The sequence below is a fragment of the Ignavibacteria bacterium genome (genome assembly GCA_013177855.1).
In the GTDB taxonomy this organism is placed as follows: Bacteria; Bacteroidota; Ignavibacteria; order Ch128b; family Ch128b; genus Ch128b.
On sequence record JABLYA010000001.1, the window covers coordinates 989,221 to 1,010,049 of the forward strand.

Sequence of the window (20,829 nt, forward strand, 5' to 3'; positions counted from 1 at the left end):
TTTTTTCAAATTTTAATTAAAATTAAAATCTGAGTTTAAATTAGTTATGAAGAAAATCTTTTCATCAACTTACTGATTGATTTACCGTAAAGAATAAGTTTCGGATTAATTTCTTTCTTTTTTGTAATCTCTTTATTTAAAAGATTAAAAATAAGATTCTTATCTAACCAAAATTTAATTTCTCTGTAATGAATATCACTATCATTCCTCATCTCTATTTCACCAAAAGTTTTATCTCTAACTTTAAATACAACTTTTTGAAAATCTAATTGATTTCTATTACGAGCCATTGAATTCATCACATTTAAAGAGTTTGATAATAAATTAACCACATCTTTACTGTAAAAAACATGAAATTTTTCATCCTGTTTAATGACCAGAAAATCAACTTCACCACTATTGAATAGAGCCTTATCTAAGAATGCCTGCAGCAAATATTTATTACTTAGTTTTTCCTTTAAAGCTATCATCACTTTTTGAAGTTTAAGTTTAAATTTTTTCTTGTTTCTAAGGTATTCAGATCTTTGTTCAGGGAAAATATTTATACAATCTAAAAAGAGCTTACCCAATCCATTCATACCCTTGAATGTATAATCTTTTTCAAATCTTGTTTTCCCATATAAAAATATCTGCCACTTTTTCTCTCCACTTTTAACCGAGTATGAGTACCCATTTACATCAATCACATCTTTTTTGGCTTGAGGTTCACTTTTAAATTCTTTTCCAATTCCAAGCACCTCTGCAAATTCTCTGGCATCCTGATGACCTTTTAATTTAACCTGGCTTGCCTTCTCTGAGGACATTGCCCGTTTTTTCGACATATTAGTCATTTTTGATAATTAATAATTCCTTAGTCTTTTTTATGTGATTACGATTATCTTTAATTCTGTTAACCCCTATCCTTGTTTCACCCTGACCCATTGTATAATGTATAGGTAATTCTATTATTTCAAAATCTTTATACCACTGGCGTATTGTTGGCGAATCATTATAAGATAGTATAAATCCGTTTTTATGGTTATACAACAAATCCCTTAATAATTCGTGATTGAAATTATTATGATGGATAGGAAAATTTCTCTGAGGATAAAGGCCTCGGAATAATGTACTATCTTCGCCCAGATAATACGGAGGGTCACAATATAGAAAATCATTCTGGAAATTTGGTATTACTTGCTCAAATGATGAACATTCAACTGTCAAATTTTTAACATAAAAATTTCTGACTCGTTCGAGTAATCGATTATATGTTTCTTGATTTGCATAAACACTTGACATCCAACCAAGAAATCCTGGACCATAAGACAGATTGTGATTAAAGTAGTAGTAAGCAGCTAATTTGAGTGATGGTAGAACTATCTCACCTTTCCAATGTTTTTTAAGTATCTCTTTTATCTGATTATAGATTTTTTTATCAGGTTTTAATTTTTTCAGTTCTCGATATAACTCTTCGGGTTGTTCAATCTGGACTTTCCAATAATTAACGAGAATATCAAAAAGTTCAAAACCAAAAACTTCTACATTTAATTCTTTGGCGACAGCTATTTCAATCGACCCACCACCAAAAAATGGTGAGATTAATCTTTTCAGATTAGAAGGCAATTTTTCAATAACATAACCTACAGCCCAACTTTTCCCGCCAGCATATCTTAAAGGAGATCCAAGATATCTCTTATATTTTTTCCCTTTACCTTTTAATTTATATAAGAACTCTTCTTTTAGATCTGTCAAAAACAAATCAGGTTGAACAATTTTAGAATCAATAACCAATATTTCTGATAAACCTAAAATTTGAGTATTTGTTTTCTTCATATCCAAGATTACTCATTACCTTCTTTCTTCAAGTTCTTTTGCTTTTCGATAATAACTCTCAGCTGTCTTAAAATTGCCAAGTTGTTCATGACAGTAAGCTAATCTTCTATAAGTCTCTGGAGTAACCTCATCTTTTAAAGATTTCAGATAATACCAAATCGCAGTTGCATGGTCTCCCATACTCTCATAAGACAAACCGAGATTAAAATTAGTCAATGGTTTTTCATAAACAAAGAAATTTGGAACTGAGTAATTTTTTACTTCAGTAGATTCCAAAATTTCTCTTACACTGTTGATTTGAATCGCAAAGTTCAAATCCTTATCCATATATGAGCGAGAAGAGATAATACCAATCACATCACCATTTTCATTTAATAGAGGACTTCCTTCCATACCTTCGGTTGTCGGTCCTGTAAATTGAAAATAAACCTTACCAGCTCCAAAATCTCTTTTAGCGCTGATAATACCTTCAGAAAAAGATCTTTCGAAGCCGAGAGGATTACCAATCGTAAAAACTCTATCACCAATTTTAACATTATCAGAATTTGCAACACTTAGAAAAGGCAAACCATTATCATCAATTTTGTAAACAATCACATCCCGCCGACGATCAATTTTATAAATTGCCACTGGAACATATTCCTTGTCATTCACTTTGATTTTGACATAAGTTCCGCCATTAACAAGATTGTATGTTGTAACTATTTGACCATCAGGAGTGTAAGTAAAACCAGCTCCAATCCTCATTAAATTTCTATTCTCATCGTAAACATTAATAATGGCTACAGCATTTTTAGCCTTTTCAAATATTTGATAACCAGATGGGTATTGTTGTGAATAAAGATTAGATAAGATCGCACACAAGAGAACCAGCACAAATGTGGAAATGTTTTTCTTCATAAGTTTGATTCCTTAAAGTTTTTCTCAATTAAATTAAATATAATCTGAAGGATTTTCAATTAAATTTGTTGAAAAGTGTTTATGATCGCTCTTCAACTTTATCCATTGATGTTTGTTTAATAGCCTCTATAATTTGTTTATAACCAGTGCAACGGCAAAGATTACCTGCTATTGCTTCTTTAATCTCTTCTTCATTTGGATTCTTTTTCTTCAATAGAAGAGCATAAGCAGAGAGTATCATTCCAGGTGTACAAAAACCACATTGAACAGCTCCATATTTAAGGAAATTCTCCTGCAATGGATGTAGGTTACCATTTCTTGCAATTCCCTCAATTGTAATTACTTCAGCACCATCAACTTCACCAGCTAAAACTAAACAAGAGTTTACAGCTTTGCCATTTACAATAACTGTGCAGGCACCACACTCACCAATTGAGCAGCCTTCTTTTGTTCCGGTTAAACCAAGATCATCTCTCAAAATGTCGAGTAGTCTTTTATTCGGCTTTGTCTTTAATTCAATCTTTTCCCCATTAAGTACAAAACTAATCTGAATTTCCTTTAATGATTTAATTTTCATATTCATTCACCTTTTCGAGTAGGAGATAAAAAACTTGCTGCAAAACAGGAAGTTTATATTCCGATGACCATCTTAATCCTGTTATCTCTAAAACTTTTTCCCCAAGTTTAATTGCAAGCTCTTTGAACGTTTCAGAATTTGCTTCTTTACCTTTTGCAAATTTTTCAAGCTCATAAAGACGAGTTCCAATTGGAGTAACTGCACCACTGGCAATTCTAATTTCATCGATTAATAGATTTTGTTTATTCATTAGAACAGCGAGTGAAATTCTACTGATTGCAACAGCTCTTCTCCTGCCAAGTTTGTAAAATTCTCCGGCAAAGTTTTTGTTTGGTTTTGGAAGAATGATTTTAGTTACAATTTCTCCTTTCTTCAACGCGGTGGAATAAGGTTTAATTAAAAATTTTTGAAGCGAGATTTCCTTGATTCGATTTAATGATTGAATTTGAATCTTAGCATCATAAACAAGTAAAGGGGGAACACTATCAGCGCAGGGTGCATTGTTCACAAAATTACCAACAATTGTTGCCCTATTTCTGATTTGAACACTACCAACACTTTCGGCTGCTTTGGCAAGAAGTGGAAAATATTTTCTTATGATCTCATTTTCAGCGATTTCAGAGAAAGTTACGCAGGCACCTATTTCAACAGAATCTTTTTTCTCTCTAACTAAATGAAGATTGGAAATTTTTTTAATGTCCACGAGTAATTCAGTTTCAACAAACCTTCTTGATTCAATATGAAAGCCAGGCAAGATATCTGTACCGCCAGCCAATATTTTTGCATTTTTATTTTTAGATAAAACTTTCAAAGCAGTGCTTAAAGTTTTAGGAGCGACATAATTAAATTTTTGAATCATAAACTTCCTCGCTTCAAATCTTCCGGCTTTGGCTTTCTTTTGAGGATAACTTCTTCAAGATTGATTGGAAGATTAAAATATCTTTCACCTACGGCATTTCGTATTGCATTATTAATTGCAGCAGATGTTAATTCAAGAGTTGGTTCACCAAGAGATTTTGCTCCCCACGGACCAAGTTCATCTTTTCCTTCAACAAATATTGGAATAATTTCTCCTATATCTTTACTTGTCGGAATGATGTATTGATCAAAATTTAATTCTCTCGGAAAACCATTGTGCTTATCCAGCTCTTCAAAAATTGCGTATCCAGTTCCTTGAGTAACTCCACCATAAACTTGACCAAGTGCACCAAGCAAATTTATAACTTTACCAGGGTCATGAACTGCAGTTACTCGATCAACATAAACTTCTCCTGTCACAATGTTCACACGAACTTCAGCAACCTGACAACCATAAACATAAGTGAAATAAGCAGAACCTTGACCATTTTCTTCATTCCAATGAATTTTTGGTCCTGGGTACCAACCAATTGTTGCCAGACAAACTGAATTTTTATAAGCGATACTTACAAATTCAGGAAAAGAAAGATTGAGATTTTGTTTTCCTTTTACAAACACCTGATTGTTTTCAAAAGCAATAACATCTTCATTACTCAAATTCCAGAAATCTCTGATGAAATTCTCAAATCTTTTTCTCAAAACTTCAGCAGCATTTTTTACAGCACCACCACCCATTATTGTAGAACGAGAAGCAACAGTTGGTCCACTATCTGGAATGTGCGCCGTTGTCAGTTCAAGGTAGTAAATATTTTCAACCGGAATGCCCAGAATTTCTGAAACAATAATTGCATAAGTTGTTTTCATTCCCTGACCATTTTCAGCAAGTCCACAAAGTAAATAAGCACTTCCATCATTTTGAATAGATAAATATGCAGCAGCTGCGTCAACACCTTCCGCACCAAGTGAACTTCCTCGAAAGCTGACCGCAAGTCCAATACCTTTTTTCCATACGTCTTCCGGGTGAACGAATTGTTCTTTCTCAAGAATCAAATTGTGCTTCTTTATTTTTTCTTTGAATTCGATTGTTGGAATTCTACGATTGTGATGTTTCTCATTCTCAAGCCATTTTTCTCTAAAGTTAGTTGCATCACAAGCTGTTTCAAGAACTTTAAGAAGATTAACATCGTGATTTTCGAGTCTCTGCCCGCTTGCAGTAATTGAACCTGGTCTGTAACCATTTATTTTTCTTATTTCATCCGGCGTCATTCCAAGACTAACAGCGATATCATCCATCAATGATTCTTGAGCAAAGATGATTTGAGGTGAACCAAATCCACGCATTGCTCCGGTATAAGGATTATTTGTGTAAACCCCACGAACATCAGTCCAGACATTTTCAATTTCATAAGGTCCAGTTGCTTGCACAACTGAACGCCATGTAACAAATGGAGTCATTGAACAATAAGCACCACCATCGGCAAGAATATCAATTTTCATTGCCTTAATTTTTCCATCACGATTGTAACCAACTTTATAATGCATTATGTAAGGATGACGTTTATATGATTCGATAATTGATTCTTCTCTTGTGTATTTAATTTTAATCGGGCGACGAATTTTTAATGCGGCAACTGCTGCTCTTGCAGATAAAATACACATAATATCATCTTTTCCACCGAAAGAACCTCCGAGCTCTGCTTGTTCAATTTTAACTTTATTTAAAGGTAAGCCTAAAACTTCTGCAACAATTCTTCTTGCAGTAAATGGATTCTGAATGCTTCCAATTATATGAACACCTTTATCGCCTTCAAGTGGAATGGCAGTTACACACTCTGGTTCAATATATGCGTGTTCGATGTGTGGAGTTGTGTATGTCTGTTCAAGAATAAATTCAGATTCGGCAAATCCTTTATCAATATTACCTTTTCTCAACGGATGATGAACAATAAGATTAGTTCCAAATTCAGGATGAATTAATGGAGCATCTGGCTCAAGTGCTTTGCGCGGGTCTGTCAATACGGGAAGTTCTTCCAGTTCCACTTTAACTTTTCTGGCGAGTAATCGCAATTCATCTTCATCATTACCAACTAACATTGCCACAACATCCCCGGGCGTTACAATTTTATCAAATGCAAAAACAGGTTGATCTTTTCTAATCAATCCAGTTTTTTTCAAGCCCTTAATGTCGTTTGCATCGACAATCGTAATTATTGATGGATGATTTTTAATTTCTGAATAGTCAATCTGCTTAATCAAAGCATGAGTGGCTTTTGTCCTTACCATTACTCCGAACAACATATTCGGGAATCTGTAATCATCGGCGAATTTAGCTTCGCCTGTTACTTTTTCCTTTCCATCGGGACGAACAACAGGTTTTCCGACAACATTAAATTTTTCTTTCATTGTTTTAATCTCAATTCTTTAATCAAATTTCACTTTCAAATTTTTCTTTAAGTCGAATACCTTGTTTAGCAATTTCACGATTAATTTCATCTTCATTGAACTGTAAATGAAAATCTTTCATTAAAAATTTTCCATTCTGAACAACTGAAATTGGACTTCTTTCAAGCAATGCATAAATAAAATGACCCCAGAAATTTTCAGCAGTCAAATTACTAACTGGCACATAATCCCAGATTACAAAATCTGCTCTATCTTCAGGATTTAAGTTTGTGAAATCTTCAAAATAATTTTTGATGAACTTAAGCTGATCAAAATAAATTTTTTGTATCCATTGAAAAGCATCGGACATACTTTCTCCAGAATGTCGATAAAGCAAGAATAATTGTTTAAATGTTTTTGCAATGTTTGAATGCATTCCATCGGTTCCGGGGATAATTATTAAGTCAGATGGAATTTTTTTGTATTTCGGTAGTCCAACCGAATTGTTCATATTCGAATCTGGATTAAAAGAAAGAGCCGCTCCAACTTCAGCAATTTTCTGATATTCTTTTTTCTTCAAATGAATTCCGTGAGCTAAAATTGACTTCGAGTTTAGGAGATTAAATTTCAGTAACCTTTCCAATGGAGAAGCTTTAAATTTCTTTTCACTAATTTCTCTGTCAATTTTATCTTCACAAAGATGAATGTGAATTCCAGTATCAAAATCTTTGAGAAGACTTGAGACAAATTTTAATGTTTGATCTTTCAGAGTAAAAGAAGCGTGAAGTCCAAACATTCCTTTGAAATTTTCAGATTGATTTTCAATAAAATCATAATTTTCTTGAGCGGCGAGTTTAGTTAATTCAATTCCATTTCGATCTGTAGTTTCGAAACAAATCGTTCCACGCAAACCGAATTGTGAAAGAGTCTCTGAGATAATTTTCAAACTACCCTTTGTAAAATTTGGTGATGAATGATGATCAAAAATATACGTCGTACCTGTTCGGATCGATTCCATTGCCGCCATTAAAGCAGAAGCTCTTACCATTTCTTCATCAAGTATTAAATCAAGTTTCCACCAGAGGTTTTTCAATATTTTGTGAAAGTTTCCAAGTGAACCTTTGATGGATAATCCTTTTGCAAGTCGAGAATAAATATGTTCATGAAAATTTATAAAAGGTACGGTTGCAACCCTTCCTTTTGCATCGTAGACATTTTCATCAAGGGCTTCTTCTATTTTACCATTGACATAATCTTCAAAGCTTTTTGGAAAAATTTCTTTAATCCTTCCTTCTTCAATATTTAAATCGCAAAAGATAGGTACGGTTTGATTTTCTATAATCTGAATGAGAAATAAATTTTTAATTGAAATATTAGCCATAAAAACCTTCTTTATTTTGTATTAAAATAATAGGAATTTTTATCATTATCATTACTTCTGTAATCTTCGTCAGAAATTAATGGCTGTACCCCAAACCACCTACTCTAATAAATCTGGCATATAAAATAATTAACCATTTTTCACTCTTTCATTAAACTCATCGATCAACTTGTCCCACAGCTCTATGGTTTGGTATCTTTCTTTCCAGTAATTTTCATCATACCATTGAGCATTCAATTCATCAACCGACTTGCCTTGCTGTTCTATCCAGGTAAAATATTTCAGGTTATGAATTGTCTTTTTATCGTAATAGTTGAGCTCTTTCATAAAATCAATTGATTGATTTTTTATACAGACATTCCAGTCGATTTCAGCTTGTTTCTCAGAGTACTCACCCCATTGTTCATTCATTTCTTTTAATCTTGAACGATACATTTCAACTGAATCTGTAAAAACCGTAAAGATCACATCATTTTCATTCATCTCAAACCATTTTGCAAATTTAATTGAACTCAAAAGATTGCTGATTGAAGAAATCCCAAGCCATGAAAGTTTTTTCAAAACTTCTTCTTTAATTCCAAGCGAAGATAAAAATTTCAAACCAGTTTCTTCGTTGAAAAGCCTTAAAATTCTAAGTGGATGTTCATCGTTAATTGCAGTAACCAGATCTGTATTTTTAACATTGTGAATCCAGGGAATATGTTTATCGCCAATTCCTTCTATTCGATGACCTCCAAAACCATTCATTAATAAAGTTGGACATTGCAATGCTTCGGATGCAACTATTTTAATCTGCGGGAAAATTTCTTTCAAATAATCTCCTGCTCCAATAGTGCCTGCAGAACCAGTTGCGCTTACAAATCCGCTAAGTCTTGACCTATCGTCTTTAATTTTATTAAAGACCTTCTCCACCGCAGAGCCAGTTACATAATAATGAAAGCAAGAATTACCGAATTGATCGAATTGATTGAAGATAAAATATTCATCACTTGTCTTTTCAAGCTCATGACACTTATCATAGATTTCTTTTACATTACTTTCACATCCTGGCGTTGCATAAATTTCGGCACCGATATTTCTTAACCACTCAAATCTTTCCTTACTCATTTCTTCTGGAAGAATTGCGACTGCATGAACTGAAAGCAGTGCTGAATTAAAAGCACCACCACGACAGTAATTTCCTGTTGAGGGCCAAACAGCTTTATGATACTCTGGATTAAATTTTCCTGTAACTAAATAAGGAACCAAAACTCCGTAGGTTGCACCAACTTTATGTGCACCAGTTGGAAAAAATTTTCCTACAAGCCCAATTATCCGAGCTTTAATTCCTGTTATTTCTTTCGGAATTTCCAGAAAATTTATTTCACCAATTCCACCACTTTCTGGATCATTCTGCCAGTTAATTCTAAAAAGATTTAATGGATGAATTTCATCCATCCCGATGGTTTTCAATTTTTCTTTAATCTCAGCAGGAATTGTTTCAGGATTTTTAAGTTCATTGAATTTGGGTAGTATTATATTTTTCTCTTTGCACCTTTGAATAGTTTTTTGTAGAAAGGTTACGTTCTCAATTTTCCAATCCCATTTTTTCATTTTGACCTCTCAATATTTATTTAGTTTTTTCAAAAATAATTTATTTATCAGATAGAATTTTGAGTTTTTAATGAATCAAGCGAGTAAAATACAAAACCAAACTTTACAATTGATCGAGAAAACCAAAAAGATGTAATTCAAATTCGAAAATTTGCTAAATAAGATTTCTGGCAGCTCAACACTTTATTACTTGATTTTAAGTGTTAATAAATTCAAATTGAGTCAGCAATAATTCATTTTAAAAATGAAAAATCTCTGGGATATTAATTTAATACATTTGATTCTCGAAAAGCTTCCAATTGTTTTCTGGACTGTAGACAGAGACTTAGTTTTTACTTCATCATTTGGCGGTGGACTGAAAGATCTGGGTTTAGAAGAAAATCAAGTCGTTGGACTAAGTTTATTTCAATATTTTGAAACTAAAGACAAAAACTACCCGCCTATTGAAGCACACTTAAAAGCTCTCAATGGCGAAAAATGTGAGTTCAAACTTCATTTCAAAAATCTCACCTTCAAAGCTTATACTGAACCAATTTATGCTGAACAGAATCAAATAACTGGTGTAATTGGATTTGCAATTAATATAACAGAACAGGAAAAAATTTATGAAGAATTAAAAGTTAAGGAAGAAAAATACAGGATATTATTTGATTCCGCTGACGATGCAATCTTTTTAATGGATGAAGAAATTTTTATTGATTGCAATCAGGCAACTCTCAAAATGTTTAATTGCACTAAAGAAGACATTATAGGACAATCGGCTTACAAATTTTCACCACAAACTCAACCAGATGGAAGACTTTCTGAAGAAAAAGCAAAAGAGCTAATCCGAAATGCTTTAAATGGAATTCCTCAAACCTTTGAATGGGTTCATCAAAAACTCAATGGTGAAATTTTCTATACTGAAGTTACATTAAATCGCGTTTCTATTAATGACAAATATTTTATTCTCGCAATTGTGAGGGATATTACTGAGAGAAAGGAAAAAGATAGACAAATTTATCTTCTCGCTCGGGCACTTGAGAGTATTAATGAATGTGTTTCAATAACAGATTTAAATAATAATATTATTTATGTTAATTCTGCCTATGAAAAAATCTACGGCTATAAAAAAGAGGAATTAATAGGTAAACCCATTTATGTTCTTCGCTCCGAAAAAAATACTCCTGAAATGTTTAAAGATATTTATTCTAAAACTCTCGAAGGTGGTTGGACAGGAGAATTGTGGAATAAAAGAAAAAATGGCGAGGACTTTTTAATTAAACTTTCAACTTCACCAGTCTACGACGAAAACAAAGAAATAATTGCCTTAATTGGAGTTGCGATTGATATTACAGAGGAGAAAAAACTTTTCAATCAAATTAAATATGACGCAGAAAGACTAAAAATTCTTTTCGAGAATGCACCTGATGCAATTTTTGTATGTGATTATGAAGGAAAAATTGTCGAAGCGAATCGAGCGAGCGAAGAGTTAGTTGGATGGAGTAAAGAAGAAGCACTCGGAAAAACATTCTTTGAGCTTAATCTTTTTGACCGATCAAATTTCTATAAAGCTGCAAAAGTGTTTTACAAAGCATTAAAAGCCCAACCAACAGGTCCCGATGAAATAGTAATCCGAAATAAACACGGTGAAACGATATACATTGAAGTTTCAACATATCCAATTGTAATTGAAGGTAAAAAACTAATTCTCTGCACGGCTCGAAATATAACCGAAAGAAAGAAGATACTTTTTGAGCTTGCCCGTGCAAAAGAAGAAGCTGAAAAAGCCAATCGAACTAAAACATTATTCTTTGCTCAAATGTCTCACGAGATAAGAACACCCATCAACGCAATTTTAGGTTTTAGTGATGTATTGAAAGAAATATTCTATGAAACTTCAGATAAGGAGGTCAGAGGCTACTTTGATATTCTTCAAAATGCAGCAAACACACTTCTCAATACAATTAATCAAATACTGGATTTTTCCAGAGTTGAATCAGGCGCTTATAAATATTCCCTGAAACCAATCTCATTCAACAAAACAATAAACGAAGTTTTTGAGATGTTAAAAGTCCTTGCTGATAAGAAAAATCTAAAACTTGAAACCGAATTACCTGAGGAAGATGTGATTGTTTTTGCTGATCAATATACACTAAACGGAATTTTAATTAATCTTATTAATAACGCTATAAAATACAGTGATAAGGGAACTATTAAAATTAGACTTCAAAAAGATTTGAATTTTGGAATTTGTGAAATTAAAGCTGAAGGCATTGGTATGTCAGAAGAATTTCAAAGAAAACTTTTCACAAGTTTTGAAACTGAAACCAGTGATGGTAAAAAGAGGAAAGAAGGGACAGGACTGGGACTTGCTCTTACAAAAAAATATGTTGAATTGAATAAGGGTGAAATTTCAGTCAAAAGCAAGAAAGGATTCGGGACAACAGTTACCTTCAAAATTCCTCTGGCTAAAATCAACCATACTTCATAATTCATTTAATAAATTAATTCAATCTAATATTTATATTTGAACAGCCATTTGAATTATTCATCAAATAATCGAGTTAGAAGTATGAAAAAATTTTTCTTCACTTTAAGTTTTCTGATTTTGATTAGTTCAATTTATTCGCAGCAAACAGATTCAAATTTCTTATTCGAATGCAAAAAAGACATTCAATTAGCGAAGAATGAAAAATCTTTCCAGCTAAGCAATTCCGCTTTTGATTTTGATATTCTTTATTATGACATAACTCTCAACTGGTACAATGTTCTGAAATTTGGAAATGTTAATTACAATGGAAGTGTAAGAGTCACAGCTAAAGTTGATACTCTAAATTCAACTTCACAGCTGAACTTAGATTCCTATCTAACAGTCGACAGCGTACTTTTAAATAATTCTAAATTAAATTTTTCAGTTTCATCTGGTATTCTCACAATAAACTTAGATAGAAGTTATAACAAAAATGAAACGGTTGATTTAATTATTTATTTCCGAAGAACAAGAACAGATAATTTAGGTTTTTATTATTATGGCAAATCGTCTCAAACACTTGAAAATCTTGCCTACACAATGACAGAACCGAGCGACGCAAGATACTGGTTCCCCTGCTATGACGATCCCGCAAACAAAGCTGATTCAATTAGAATTAGGATTATTGTTCCACAGGGTTTTGTTGCAACAGGAAACGGTATTTTAGAGAACATACAAACTATTGGAGATTCAATTATTTTTAACTGGTTTGAGAGGCATCCCATAACAACTTATTTAATTGCAACTGCAGCGACTAAATATTCTAAGTTCGTACAAAACTACACAAGCAAATATCCGCCATTTGAAACCATAGAAATTCAGAATTATCAATGGTCAGCTGACTCTTCAAGAAGTGTTTATGTGATGAGAAATATTGGTTTGATGCTCGAATGTTTCGAAACTTATTATGGTAAATATCCTTTTGATAAGTATGGTCATGCGGTTGTCTCTCCTTTCAGTTACGGCGGAATGGAACATCAAACGATTTCAACAATTCATCGAAACTGGCTGACTAGTGACAGTCAAAATGGCATTGCTCACGAACTTGCACATCAATGGTGGGGTGATCTTGTAACTTGCAAAACCTGGAAAGATATCTGGCTCAATGAAGGCTTTGCAACTTTTTCAGAAGATCTTTATAAAGAATATACGCAGGGCAAGAGTGCTTACTTCAGCAGTATGAACGCTCGAGCAAATTATTATTACAATTATAATCCCGGTTATCCAATTTATAATCCTCCGCAACTTTTCAACGCAGCAATTTCTTACTACAAAAGTGCTTTGGTCTTAAATATGCTTAGATATATGCTCGGTGATTCTCTTTTCTTTCTGACACTCAGTAATTATAGAAATCAATTTTCTTATTCAAACGCAACAACAGAAGATTTTAAGAATATCATTAATCAAACTACAGGCTCTGATTATTCATTTTTTATTGATCAATGGATTTATCAACCAAATCATCCTTATTATGTTTACAACTGGGGCGTATCTCAAACTTCTAATAATTATCAACTGAAATTTTTCCTGAAACAAATTCAAAATCACTATAATGTTTATAAAATGCCGATTCAATTACTTGTTAAATTATCCTCCAAAGATACGCTCATAACTTTCTGGAATACTCAAAGAGAAGAGTCGTTTTCTTTTATATTTAATGAACCAATCATTAATGTGACTGTTGATCCACAGAATTATATTCTCAAACAAATAAATCGTGATAATTCACTTGAAGTCGCTGAGACGAAATCTCCGATGAGTTTTCGGCTTTATCAAAATTATCCTAATCCTTTTAATTCACAGACGACAATCAGTTTTTCTATCCCAGTTGAAGATTTTATCACTATAAAAATTTATGATATAACCGGGAATGAAATCAAAACTTTAATTAACGAAAATCTTAAAGCCGGTTATCACTCGATTAAATTTGATGGAAGCGACCTTTCAACAGGAGTTTATTTTTACAAACTTGAATCTAAAAATTACCATTCAACTAAAAAGCTTGTTTTAATAAAATGAAATATTTTTTATTTCTAATTTCACTAATGATTCTTTCAAATGAGGATCAATTACTTTTCAGTCAGGGCTTTGATTACAATTTATATAAATCCTCTATTCAATATGTTCTGAGAAAATATCCCGAGTCAACTTTGATTGATCTTTACAAGTATTTCTATCAAAGTCGATTCGGTCCAGAACATTTTATTAAAGATTCGCTCATAGCTTTAAAAATTCTTCAAGATGAATTAGAAAACGAAGAGATATCGACCTATAAATCGAAACCTGATTCATTTTTAATTGAAGTGCTTCATCCCGAGAAAAAATATGTAAGGATTGATTTAAGCCTGGTGAAAGATAGAATTATTCCAATGCAATTATTATTTACAGCATTTCTTCAAAGCTCATCCAAAAACGACTCGACCGATTATGAGAAATGGAAGAATGATTGGAGAGAAATAATCAGTTTGATCGAGAAAGAAAATTTTAAGATCAAAAATTTTTATGAAGATAAAAGTAAAATTGAAGCTGCTTTAAAACAAAACAAGTTAGTTTTCAGTCATTCTTCTAATTACAAAAATTATTATAAACCTCATTACAGAATAATTGAATACAGAATCTTTAAAACTTTTCTACTGCCCTTAATCCAACAGTACCGAATAAAATTTATTGAGCCCAGCGATTAAATCAGTCTGATATCATTCAAAAAAGGGAATTGCGCCCTCACTTTTTGAATTTCATTTAAATCAATTTCAGCTGAAATTAATTTTTCTTCATCTTTTACATGCACTATTTCATTGCCTAATGGATCAAAGATTGAACTTCGACCATCGTAATGTTCTTTACCGTCAGAGCCAACTCTATTTACACCAATTACAAAACATTGATTTTCAATCGCTCTTGCTTTAAGTAAATGGACATAGTGTTCTATTCTTTTTGTGGGCCAGTTTGCAATGTTAATAATTAAATCAACTCTTGACTTAGCATAAACTCTAAACAATTCCGGGAATCTTAAATCATAACAAATTGATAATCCGATTTTTAATTTTTCAATCTCTGCAACGACAGGTTCAGTACCTGCTTTATAAAATTTTTCTTCTCTAGCGAAACTGAACAAATGTATTTTTCTGTACTTTGAAATTATTTCGCCGGTTCGATTTATAAAAAACAAAGTATTAAAAACATTTTCATTTTCTCTTTCAATAAAACCAGCGGCAATGTTTGTCGAATAATTTTTTGAAAGTTCGGAGAAAAATTGCAAGGTCGGACTTTCATTGATATTAAAAGGTTCAGCCAGCGAAGTATTCATTGAAAAACCAGTTAAGGTCATTTCAGGAAAGACAAAAAGATCAAATTGGACACTGCTGCCTGAAAGAATCTGATGGATTTTGTTTTTGTTTTGTTCTTTATCTTCCCACTCTGGAGAATATTGAAGAATTCCAACTCTCATAAAATCAATCAGGATCGAAATTCATCCAGATCATTCAACTCAACTTGAGTGGAAATAACTTTGTAACCTTCATCTTCAATCGCAGCAATTATGCTTTCTTCATCAAGAAGATTTTCGTCAAAGGTAACAGATGCACTTCCAATTTGGACTGAATAATTATCGATGCCGAGAGATTTTAATGCGCCCTCGACTGCTTTTACGCAATGATGGCAAGTCATTCCATCAATAAGAAATAAGACTGTTTTCATATTCAACTCTCTTTATTGTTTAATAAATTTTTTCCCATCTTCACTTAGATTTTTCAAATATTTTTCCGGGTCTTTCTTAAATTTTTTGATGCAACTTTTACAGCAAAATCCAATCACTTTACCATTATATTCAACAGTTTGAACTTCAGGATCTACAGGTTCGCCCATAACAGGACAAACTTCATTCCAGATTTTTTTAGCGACTGACGGCTGAACTTGTTTAAGTTCAGATTTAATTTCTTTCTTTGTCTCAGTCTTAGCTTTTTTATTTTCTTTTTCCTGAGCAAATGGAATATTGTAAAAAATCAAAACTGCAAGAAGGATTATAAAACCAAATTTAATTTTCATCTTTACCTCTAATGTTTGTAAATAGTTAAAAATTCGGCAATAAAACTATATAAATCAGATTAAAGTTTCAAAAAATAATTTTTGAACTTAAAAACTTTTCTAAATGGACTTCAAACGATGAGATGAATAGATTATTATTCAAGAATTATCTATCAGTTTTTTAAGGATAATTTTTGAAATTAAAAAAACTTAATCGAAGCTTGGACACCACAATTCATATTTTTCATCGAGATTATATTTGTTTATTACATCGTTTAGAAGTTTATCTCGAATTACAAAAATTAGCTTACCATCAAATGATTCAATTTTATTAAAGATTTCAGAAATTGCCGGTTCAAGTCCACTACCACTTAGTTCGAGTGGACCAATTTCATCAATTACAATCCAACTGTATTTTTTTTGGAAATCTCGTTTTAGAATTTCTTTTGCTTTATCAAAACCATTCTTTAAGAAGTGATACTTACCAATTTTAATCAATTCATTTTCGGGAAATGCTTGTGATTGCTTCTCTGAGATTTCTAATTGTATTAAAGTTTTATCAACAATTGAATAAATATATCTTTTATCTTCAACCACAGGTTGGAGAATTCCGGAAACTGAATTTTGTTTAGAAATCCATTTGAAGAGATTTGTTGTCTTTCCACTTTTAATTTTGTCAGAATAGATTAGAATTTTTTTGTTCATTTCATCAGAAGTAAGATTGAATCTTTTATAAATCTAAATACTCTTTTTGATCTCGGATAATGTGAATTGATTTTCCAGCTAAATGCAATAATCTTTTTTAATTCAGGAAAGATTGATGTTATTTCTTCCAGCTGTGTCATATCATACTTTTTACTTATAGATTTCATAAAAACTTTCACTGCGAACGGAGAGATTACATTAAACCACAGATAAATTATAATTATTGCTCGGACAATCATCGAAATCACATCAACTAATTTAATCTTTGCAAGTTCAGGGTTAACATAAGTAATCAATGCAATAGAAAGTAAGAAGAGAACCAGTATAATCCGGGATGGTTTCTTGTACCATCTCCGTTTTTTCATTTTTTGAGAATTGGAATTATTTAAGTTCAAATCATTATTAAATTCTGAGTACCTCAACTTAATATGATTATATTTTTCTTCATTTCTCTGGAGGAAGATTGGAAGTTTAATCGCAAGTCTTGCAAAGAAAACTGCGCCCAAAAGATGGATTAAAAGATAAATTGCGATAAGAATTATACTCATACTAAATTCTTTATCAACATCAATTCCAAATGACTTCAAAACATAAACTGAAAAAGAATCAATCGAGTACCAGAAATTCATTCCAAAGATTACAGTTGTTACAATTATTTTTTGAGAGACTGACCACAAAGCTGTGAAGAAACTTAACAAACTAATTGCCAGAATTCGATTTTTAATTATGGAAAAAAATAGAAATGCAAAAAGTCCCTGTAACATTACGGCAAGATATGCGGTTAATGGAGTATTTGGGGACATCATAAACTTTATTGCAATTACAATCAAAGTAACTTTTATCAACTCACTTTTTTTATCGACAAAATTTGCAATCGAAGAAAGAATGATGATGGCAAATCCACCTAAAAAAAGTCCAGTGAATGGAATTTTTAATGCATGTAAAATCCCTCCAAAAACAGATTCACTGAAAGCCCAGATGGCTGTATACTTTTGTCTGAATTTTAATTGATCGATATCCATTTTATCGTTTTTAATTAGACAAAATAATTTTTCAAAAATATTGAAAATTCTATGAGTTATTAATCGTAAATGAAAAATGGGATAGTTAATGCCTGGCTGGCGGACTTTCTACTAAGATTGAAGATAATATTTGGCTATTTCATTCTTAAAAATTTTTATAAGATATTCAAACTGCGCACGATAACTATCACGATATTCTTTCATAGTTAAGTTTTCATCATAAACTTTTAAGTACTCAAAGTAATTTTTAATTTGATCGCCTTCAAGCAGGTCATAAGCAATATCGGTCAATGCTTCACGGAATATTGTTAAAGTTTTTTGATCATATTTTTTCTTTTTCTCACCAAGCTTTTTAAGCTTCCTTTCAATTTTATTTAAACTGATTAAAATCCCTTCCTGAACAAGATATTGAATTTCTGGATCGGGCAAAACATTCACATCTATTTTCTGAGCAGCTGTAAGTTCAAATTTAATTTTCAAAGCAAGTGCATTTACAGGAAGTACGGGTGAATATTCCGTAAAATCGTCTATGGCTTCGAAAATCGCATCAATCCAACCTTTTATATAATTATTGTCCGGAAATTCTTTTACACCTAAAACTATTAATTCATCTTGTGGAATAATTTTGAATTCTTCATTCTCATTCAATTCAATGTACGCAATAAATTCAGTATCAAGCCTTGAGAAGATTTTATATTTACTTTTATCTGCTCTTTTGATTTCCTTTAAAATTTTTGCAAAGAGCGGATCAAGTTCTGAGTATTTTTTTGCAATAGTCTGATAAATCGATTGATCAATTAATTTACTCACGAAATCCAATGCTTCTTCTTCGTTGGTTACAGGTGGATCCCAATTTAAAAAAGAATTACGAATATACTCGAGATAATCGTTTTCATTGGTGCTCAAAAGATTGGAAACAGCTTCAAGTGCAATGTCATCCATAGAGATTTCATTTCTTTCAAGCGAGAAATATTTCAAACGAGAAAAGAAACGAATCCTTATCCGTGAAATTTCGATAAAAATTTCGAACAGGTGATTTTTCTCAAACTCAGTTGAGTCACTTAACAGAACCTTCTTAAGTATGTCGAGTAGTTTTCTTTCGCTCAATTTAATCTACCGTTAACAATTCAAATTATCGGAAAAATAAATCTCCGCTGAAGTTCTTTCAATTTGAATTTACGATTAAAATTAAACTTATTTCAAGTCATACTTTCATAAAATTATAAGTAATCCAGAGATATTTCGGCTTCAAATAAAATCTGGGTTTAAGAGCTACTTTCAAATAAAAAATTAATAAAGTATAAATGAAAAAATTTTTGTATAATATTTAATGAGAGAGAGTTTTTTATGATAAAAACACTTACCATTAAAGACTACATTCTAATCGATAAAATCCAGATTAAATTTGAATCTGGTCTAAACATCATCACAGGTGAAACCGGCGTTGGAAAGTCTATCATCATTGACGCAATGAATCTCCTGATAGGCGAAAAAGCATCTACCGATATCATAAGAACTGGTGCGGAGAAGGCTATAATTGAAGGTGTATTTGATGTCAGCGATAATCAAAATGTAATCAACTTTTTAGGAGATAATAATTACGACATAAGCGATGAATTAATCATTCGTCGTGAGATTTTAAGAAAAGGAACTTCCAGAAGCTTCATAAACGACTCCCCTGCTTCACTATCTCACTTAAAAGAACTTGGGAAATTTTTAATCGATTTACACGGTCAACACGAACATCAATCACTTCTAAGAACTGATACTCACATTCACTTACTGGATAATTTTGGTAATCTCGAAAAATTAATTGAAGAATACAGAACACATTACAATAAATTAAAAGAACTCTTTTCACGCCTCGACGAATTAAAAAGTATCGAAAGTTCTGCAAAAGAAAAGAAAGATCTTTACGAATTTCAGGCAAAAGAAATTGACGCAGTAAATCCAAAACCCAATGAAATCGAAGAACTTCAAAACAAATTAAACATTTTAGAAAACAGCGAAAGACTTTACGAATCAACTTCACGTATTTACGAAACTCTTTATGAATCCGAATTTGCGGTCTATGATCAATTAATAAAAGTTCGAAATCTAATTGACGACTTATCAAGAATCGACAAAACTTTTTCTGAATTAAAGAACGATATTACTTCCGCAATTTCAATTGTTGACGAATTAGCAAAATTCATACAGAGTTATAATTCAAGGATTGAATTCAATCCTGAATTGCTTGAAGAATATCGTGAAAGACTTGGCAGCCTAATCCACCTGGCAAAGAAATATGGCGGTTCACTTGAAGCAGTGATCGAACATCGAAATAAAATCGAAAAAGAATTACAACTTGCAGAAAATTTTGAAGAGGAAATTCAAAAAACTGAAGATGAGATAGAAGAGGTACGTAAACTTTGCAGTGAAGCAGCAGTTAGACTATCAGAGAAAAGAAGAGAAGTAGCGGAAAAGATTAGTAAATCAATTGTTACAATCTTAAAAGATCTTGGAATTAACAACGCAAAATTTGAAGTTGTTTTTAGAAACAAGAAGACTGAAAACAAAAGAGCTTTTGTAAAACTTGGTACAGAATATTATGAAGCCACACCTTACGGTTTTGATGATGTTGAATTTTATATTTCAACTAATCCAGGTGAAGAATTAAAACCACTTGCAAAAGTTGCTTCGGGCGGTGAAATTTCAAGAATTATGCTGGCACTTAAAACTATTCTTGCCAAATCAGACAAATTACCATTGATGGTTTTTGATGAAATCGATGTGGGAATCAGCGGTAGAATTGCTCAAAAAGTTGGGAAGGCACTGCGAAATCTTTCTGAATTTCATCAAATAATTGCAATCACTCACTTGCCGCAAATTGCTGGCTTTTCAAATGCCCATTTTGTTGTAGAGAAAAGGATTAAAGATGGAAGAGCAATATCGACAATCAAGAAATTAAGCGACGAAGAAAAAGTTTACGAAATTGCAAAACTTATAAGCGGAGAAGAAATAACTCCAGCATCAATCGAAAGCGCCAAAGAATTAATTTACAATTCAAACTAAAGCAGTGAGA

18 protein-coding genes are annotated in these 20,829 nt (G+C 32.0%); 4 read left to right on the plus strand and 14 right to left on the minus strand.

The genetic code is table 11. From position 1 onward, the window contains the following. Positions 1-44: 44 nt before the first annotated feature. From HPY57_04160 to HPY57_04195, 8 genes are all read right to left on the minus strand, one after another. On the minus strand, positions 45-821 hold the full coding sequence (locus HPY57_04160; protein ID NPV10966.1) for a hypothetical protein: 777 nt from the start codon (positions 819-821) through the stop codon (positions 45-47). Between the two features lies 1 nt (position 822). Then, a complete protein-coding gene (locus HPY57_04165) occupies positions 823-1,812 on the minus strand; it encodes a DNA adenine methylase (GenBank protein ID NPV10967.1) in 990 nt (329 codons plus the stop codon). 15 nt (positions 1,813-1,827) lie between these two features. Beyond that, positions 1,828-2,712 carry a tetratricopeptide repeat protein gene (locus HPY57_04170; protein ID NPV10968.1) on the minus strand — a complete coding sequence of 295 codons (885 nt, stop codon included), beginning with the start codon at positions 2,710-2,712 and terminating at the stop codon, positions 1,828-1,830. 79 nt (positions 2,713-2,791) lie between these two features. Next, positions 2,792-3,289, minus strand: coding sequence for a (2Fe-2S)-binding protein (locus HPY57_04175; protein ID NPV10969.1), 498 nt, complete (start codon positions 3,287-3,289; stop codon positions 2,792-2,794). Continuing rightward, the gene (locus HPY57_04180) at positions 3,279-4,148 is read right to left on the minus strand and encodes a xanthine dehydrogenase family protein subunit M (GenBank protein ID NPV10970.1); all 870 of its coding nucleotides are present in this window, start codon (positions 4,146-4,148) and stop codon (positions 3,279-3,281) included. The genes HPY57_04175 and HPY57_04180 overlap by 11 nt, the downstream gene beginning before the upstream one ends. Further along, entirely contained in the window at positions 4,145-6,550 is a 2,406-nt protein-coding gene (locus tag HPY57_04185; GenBank protein NPV10971.1) for a xanthine dehydrogenase family protein, read from the minus strand. The genes HPY57_04180 and HPY57_04185 overlap by 4 nt, the downstream gene beginning before the upstream one ends. 22 nt (positions 6,551-6,572) lie before the next feature. After that, a complete protein-coding gene (locus HPY57_04190) occupies positions 6,573-7,910 on the minus strand; it encodes an amidohydrolase family protein (protein ID NPV10972.1) in 1,338 nt (445 codons plus the stop codon). A 129-nt stretch (positions 7,911-8,039) separates the two neighbouring features. Beyond that, positions 8,040-9,503, minus strand: coding sequence for a pyridoxal-phosphate dependent enzyme (locus HPY57_04195; GenBank protein ID NPV10973.1), 1,464 nt, complete (start codon positions 9,501-9,503; stop codon positions 8,040-8,042). Between the two features lie 244 nt (positions 9,504-9,747). Here HPY57_04195 and HPY57_04200 point away from each other — a divergent pair, with 244 nt between their 5' ends. The 3 genes from HPY57_04200 to HPY57_04210 all read left to right on the plus strand — a co-directional run bounded on the left by HPY57_04200 (position 9,748) and on the right by HPY57_04210 (position 14,699). Beyond that, a complete protein-coding gene (locus HPY57_04200) occupies positions 9,748-11,976 on the plus strand; it encodes a PAS domain-containing sensor histidine kinase (protein ID NPV10974.1) in 2,229 nt (742 codons plus the stop codon). Between the two features lie 81 nt (positions 11,977-12,057). Next, on the plus strand, positions 12,058-14,034 hold the full coding sequence (locus tag HPY57_04205) for a T9SS type A sorting domain-containing protein (GenBank protein ID NPV10975.1): 1,977 nt from the start codon (positions 12,058-12,060) through the stop codon (positions 14,032-14,034). Then, positions 14,031-14,699, plus strand: a complete 669-nt coding sequence (locus tag HPY57_04210) for a hypothetical protein (GenBank protein NPV10976.1) — start codon at positions 14,031-14,033, stop codon at positions 14,697-14,699. Before HPY57_04205 ends, HPY57_04210 begins: the two co-directional genes overlap by 4 nt. Here HPY57_04210 and HPY57_04215 read toward each other — a convergent pair. From HPY57_04215 to HPY57_04240, 6 genes are all read right to left on the minus strand, one after another. After that, entirely contained in the window at positions 14,696-15,463 is a 768-nt protein-coding gene (locus HPY57_04215; GenBank protein NPV10977.1) for a carbon-nitrogen family hydrolase, read from the minus strand. The genes HPY57_04210 and HPY57_04215 overlap by 4 nt on opposite strands. An 8-nt stretch (positions 15,464-15,471) precedes the next feature. Continuing rightward, complete coding sequence (locus HPY57_04220) at positions 15,472-15,711, minus strand: heavy-metal-associated domain-containing protein (GenBank protein NPV10978.1); 240 nt, start codon at positions 15,709-15,711, stop codon at positions 15,472-15,474. 12 nt (positions 15,712-15,723) lie between these two features. Continuing rightward, a complete protein-coding gene (locus tag HPY57_04225; GenBank protein ID NPV10979.1) occupies positions 15,724-15,879 on the minus strand; it encodes a YHS domain-containing protein in 156 nt (51 codons plus the stop codon). 369 nt (positions 15,880-16,248) lie between these two features. Next, on the minus strand, positions 16,249-16,743 hold the full coding sequence (locus HPY57_04230; GenBank protein ID NPV10980.1) for a hypothetical protein: 495 nt from the start codon (positions 16,741-16,743) through the stop codon (positions 16,249-16,251). Continuing rightward, positions 16,740-17,765 carry a hypothetical protein gene (locus tag HPY57_04235; GenBank protein ID NPV10981.1) on the minus strand — a complete coding sequence of 342 codons (1,026 nt, stop codon included), beginning with the start codon at positions 17,763-17,765 and terminating at the stop codon, positions 16,740-16,742. The genes HPY57_04230 and HPY57_04235 overlap by 4 nt, the downstream gene beginning before the upstream one ends. A gap of 111 nt (positions 17,766-17,876) precedes the next feature. After that, positions 17,877-18,872, minus strand: coding sequence for a hypothetical protein (locus HPY57_04240; protein NPV10982.1), 996 nt, complete (start codon positions 18,870-18,872; stop codon positions 17,877-17,879). A gap of 240 nt (positions 18,873-19,112) precedes the next feature. Between HPY57_04240 and recN the strand changes: the two genes are divergently transcribed. Further along, on the plus strand, positions 19,113-20,819 hold the full coding sequence (gene recN / locus HPY57_04245; protein ID NPV10983.1) for a DNA repair protein RecN: 1,707 nt from the start codon (positions 19,113-19,115) through the stop codon (positions 20,817-20,819). Positions 20,820-20,829 lie beyond the last annotated feature (10 nt).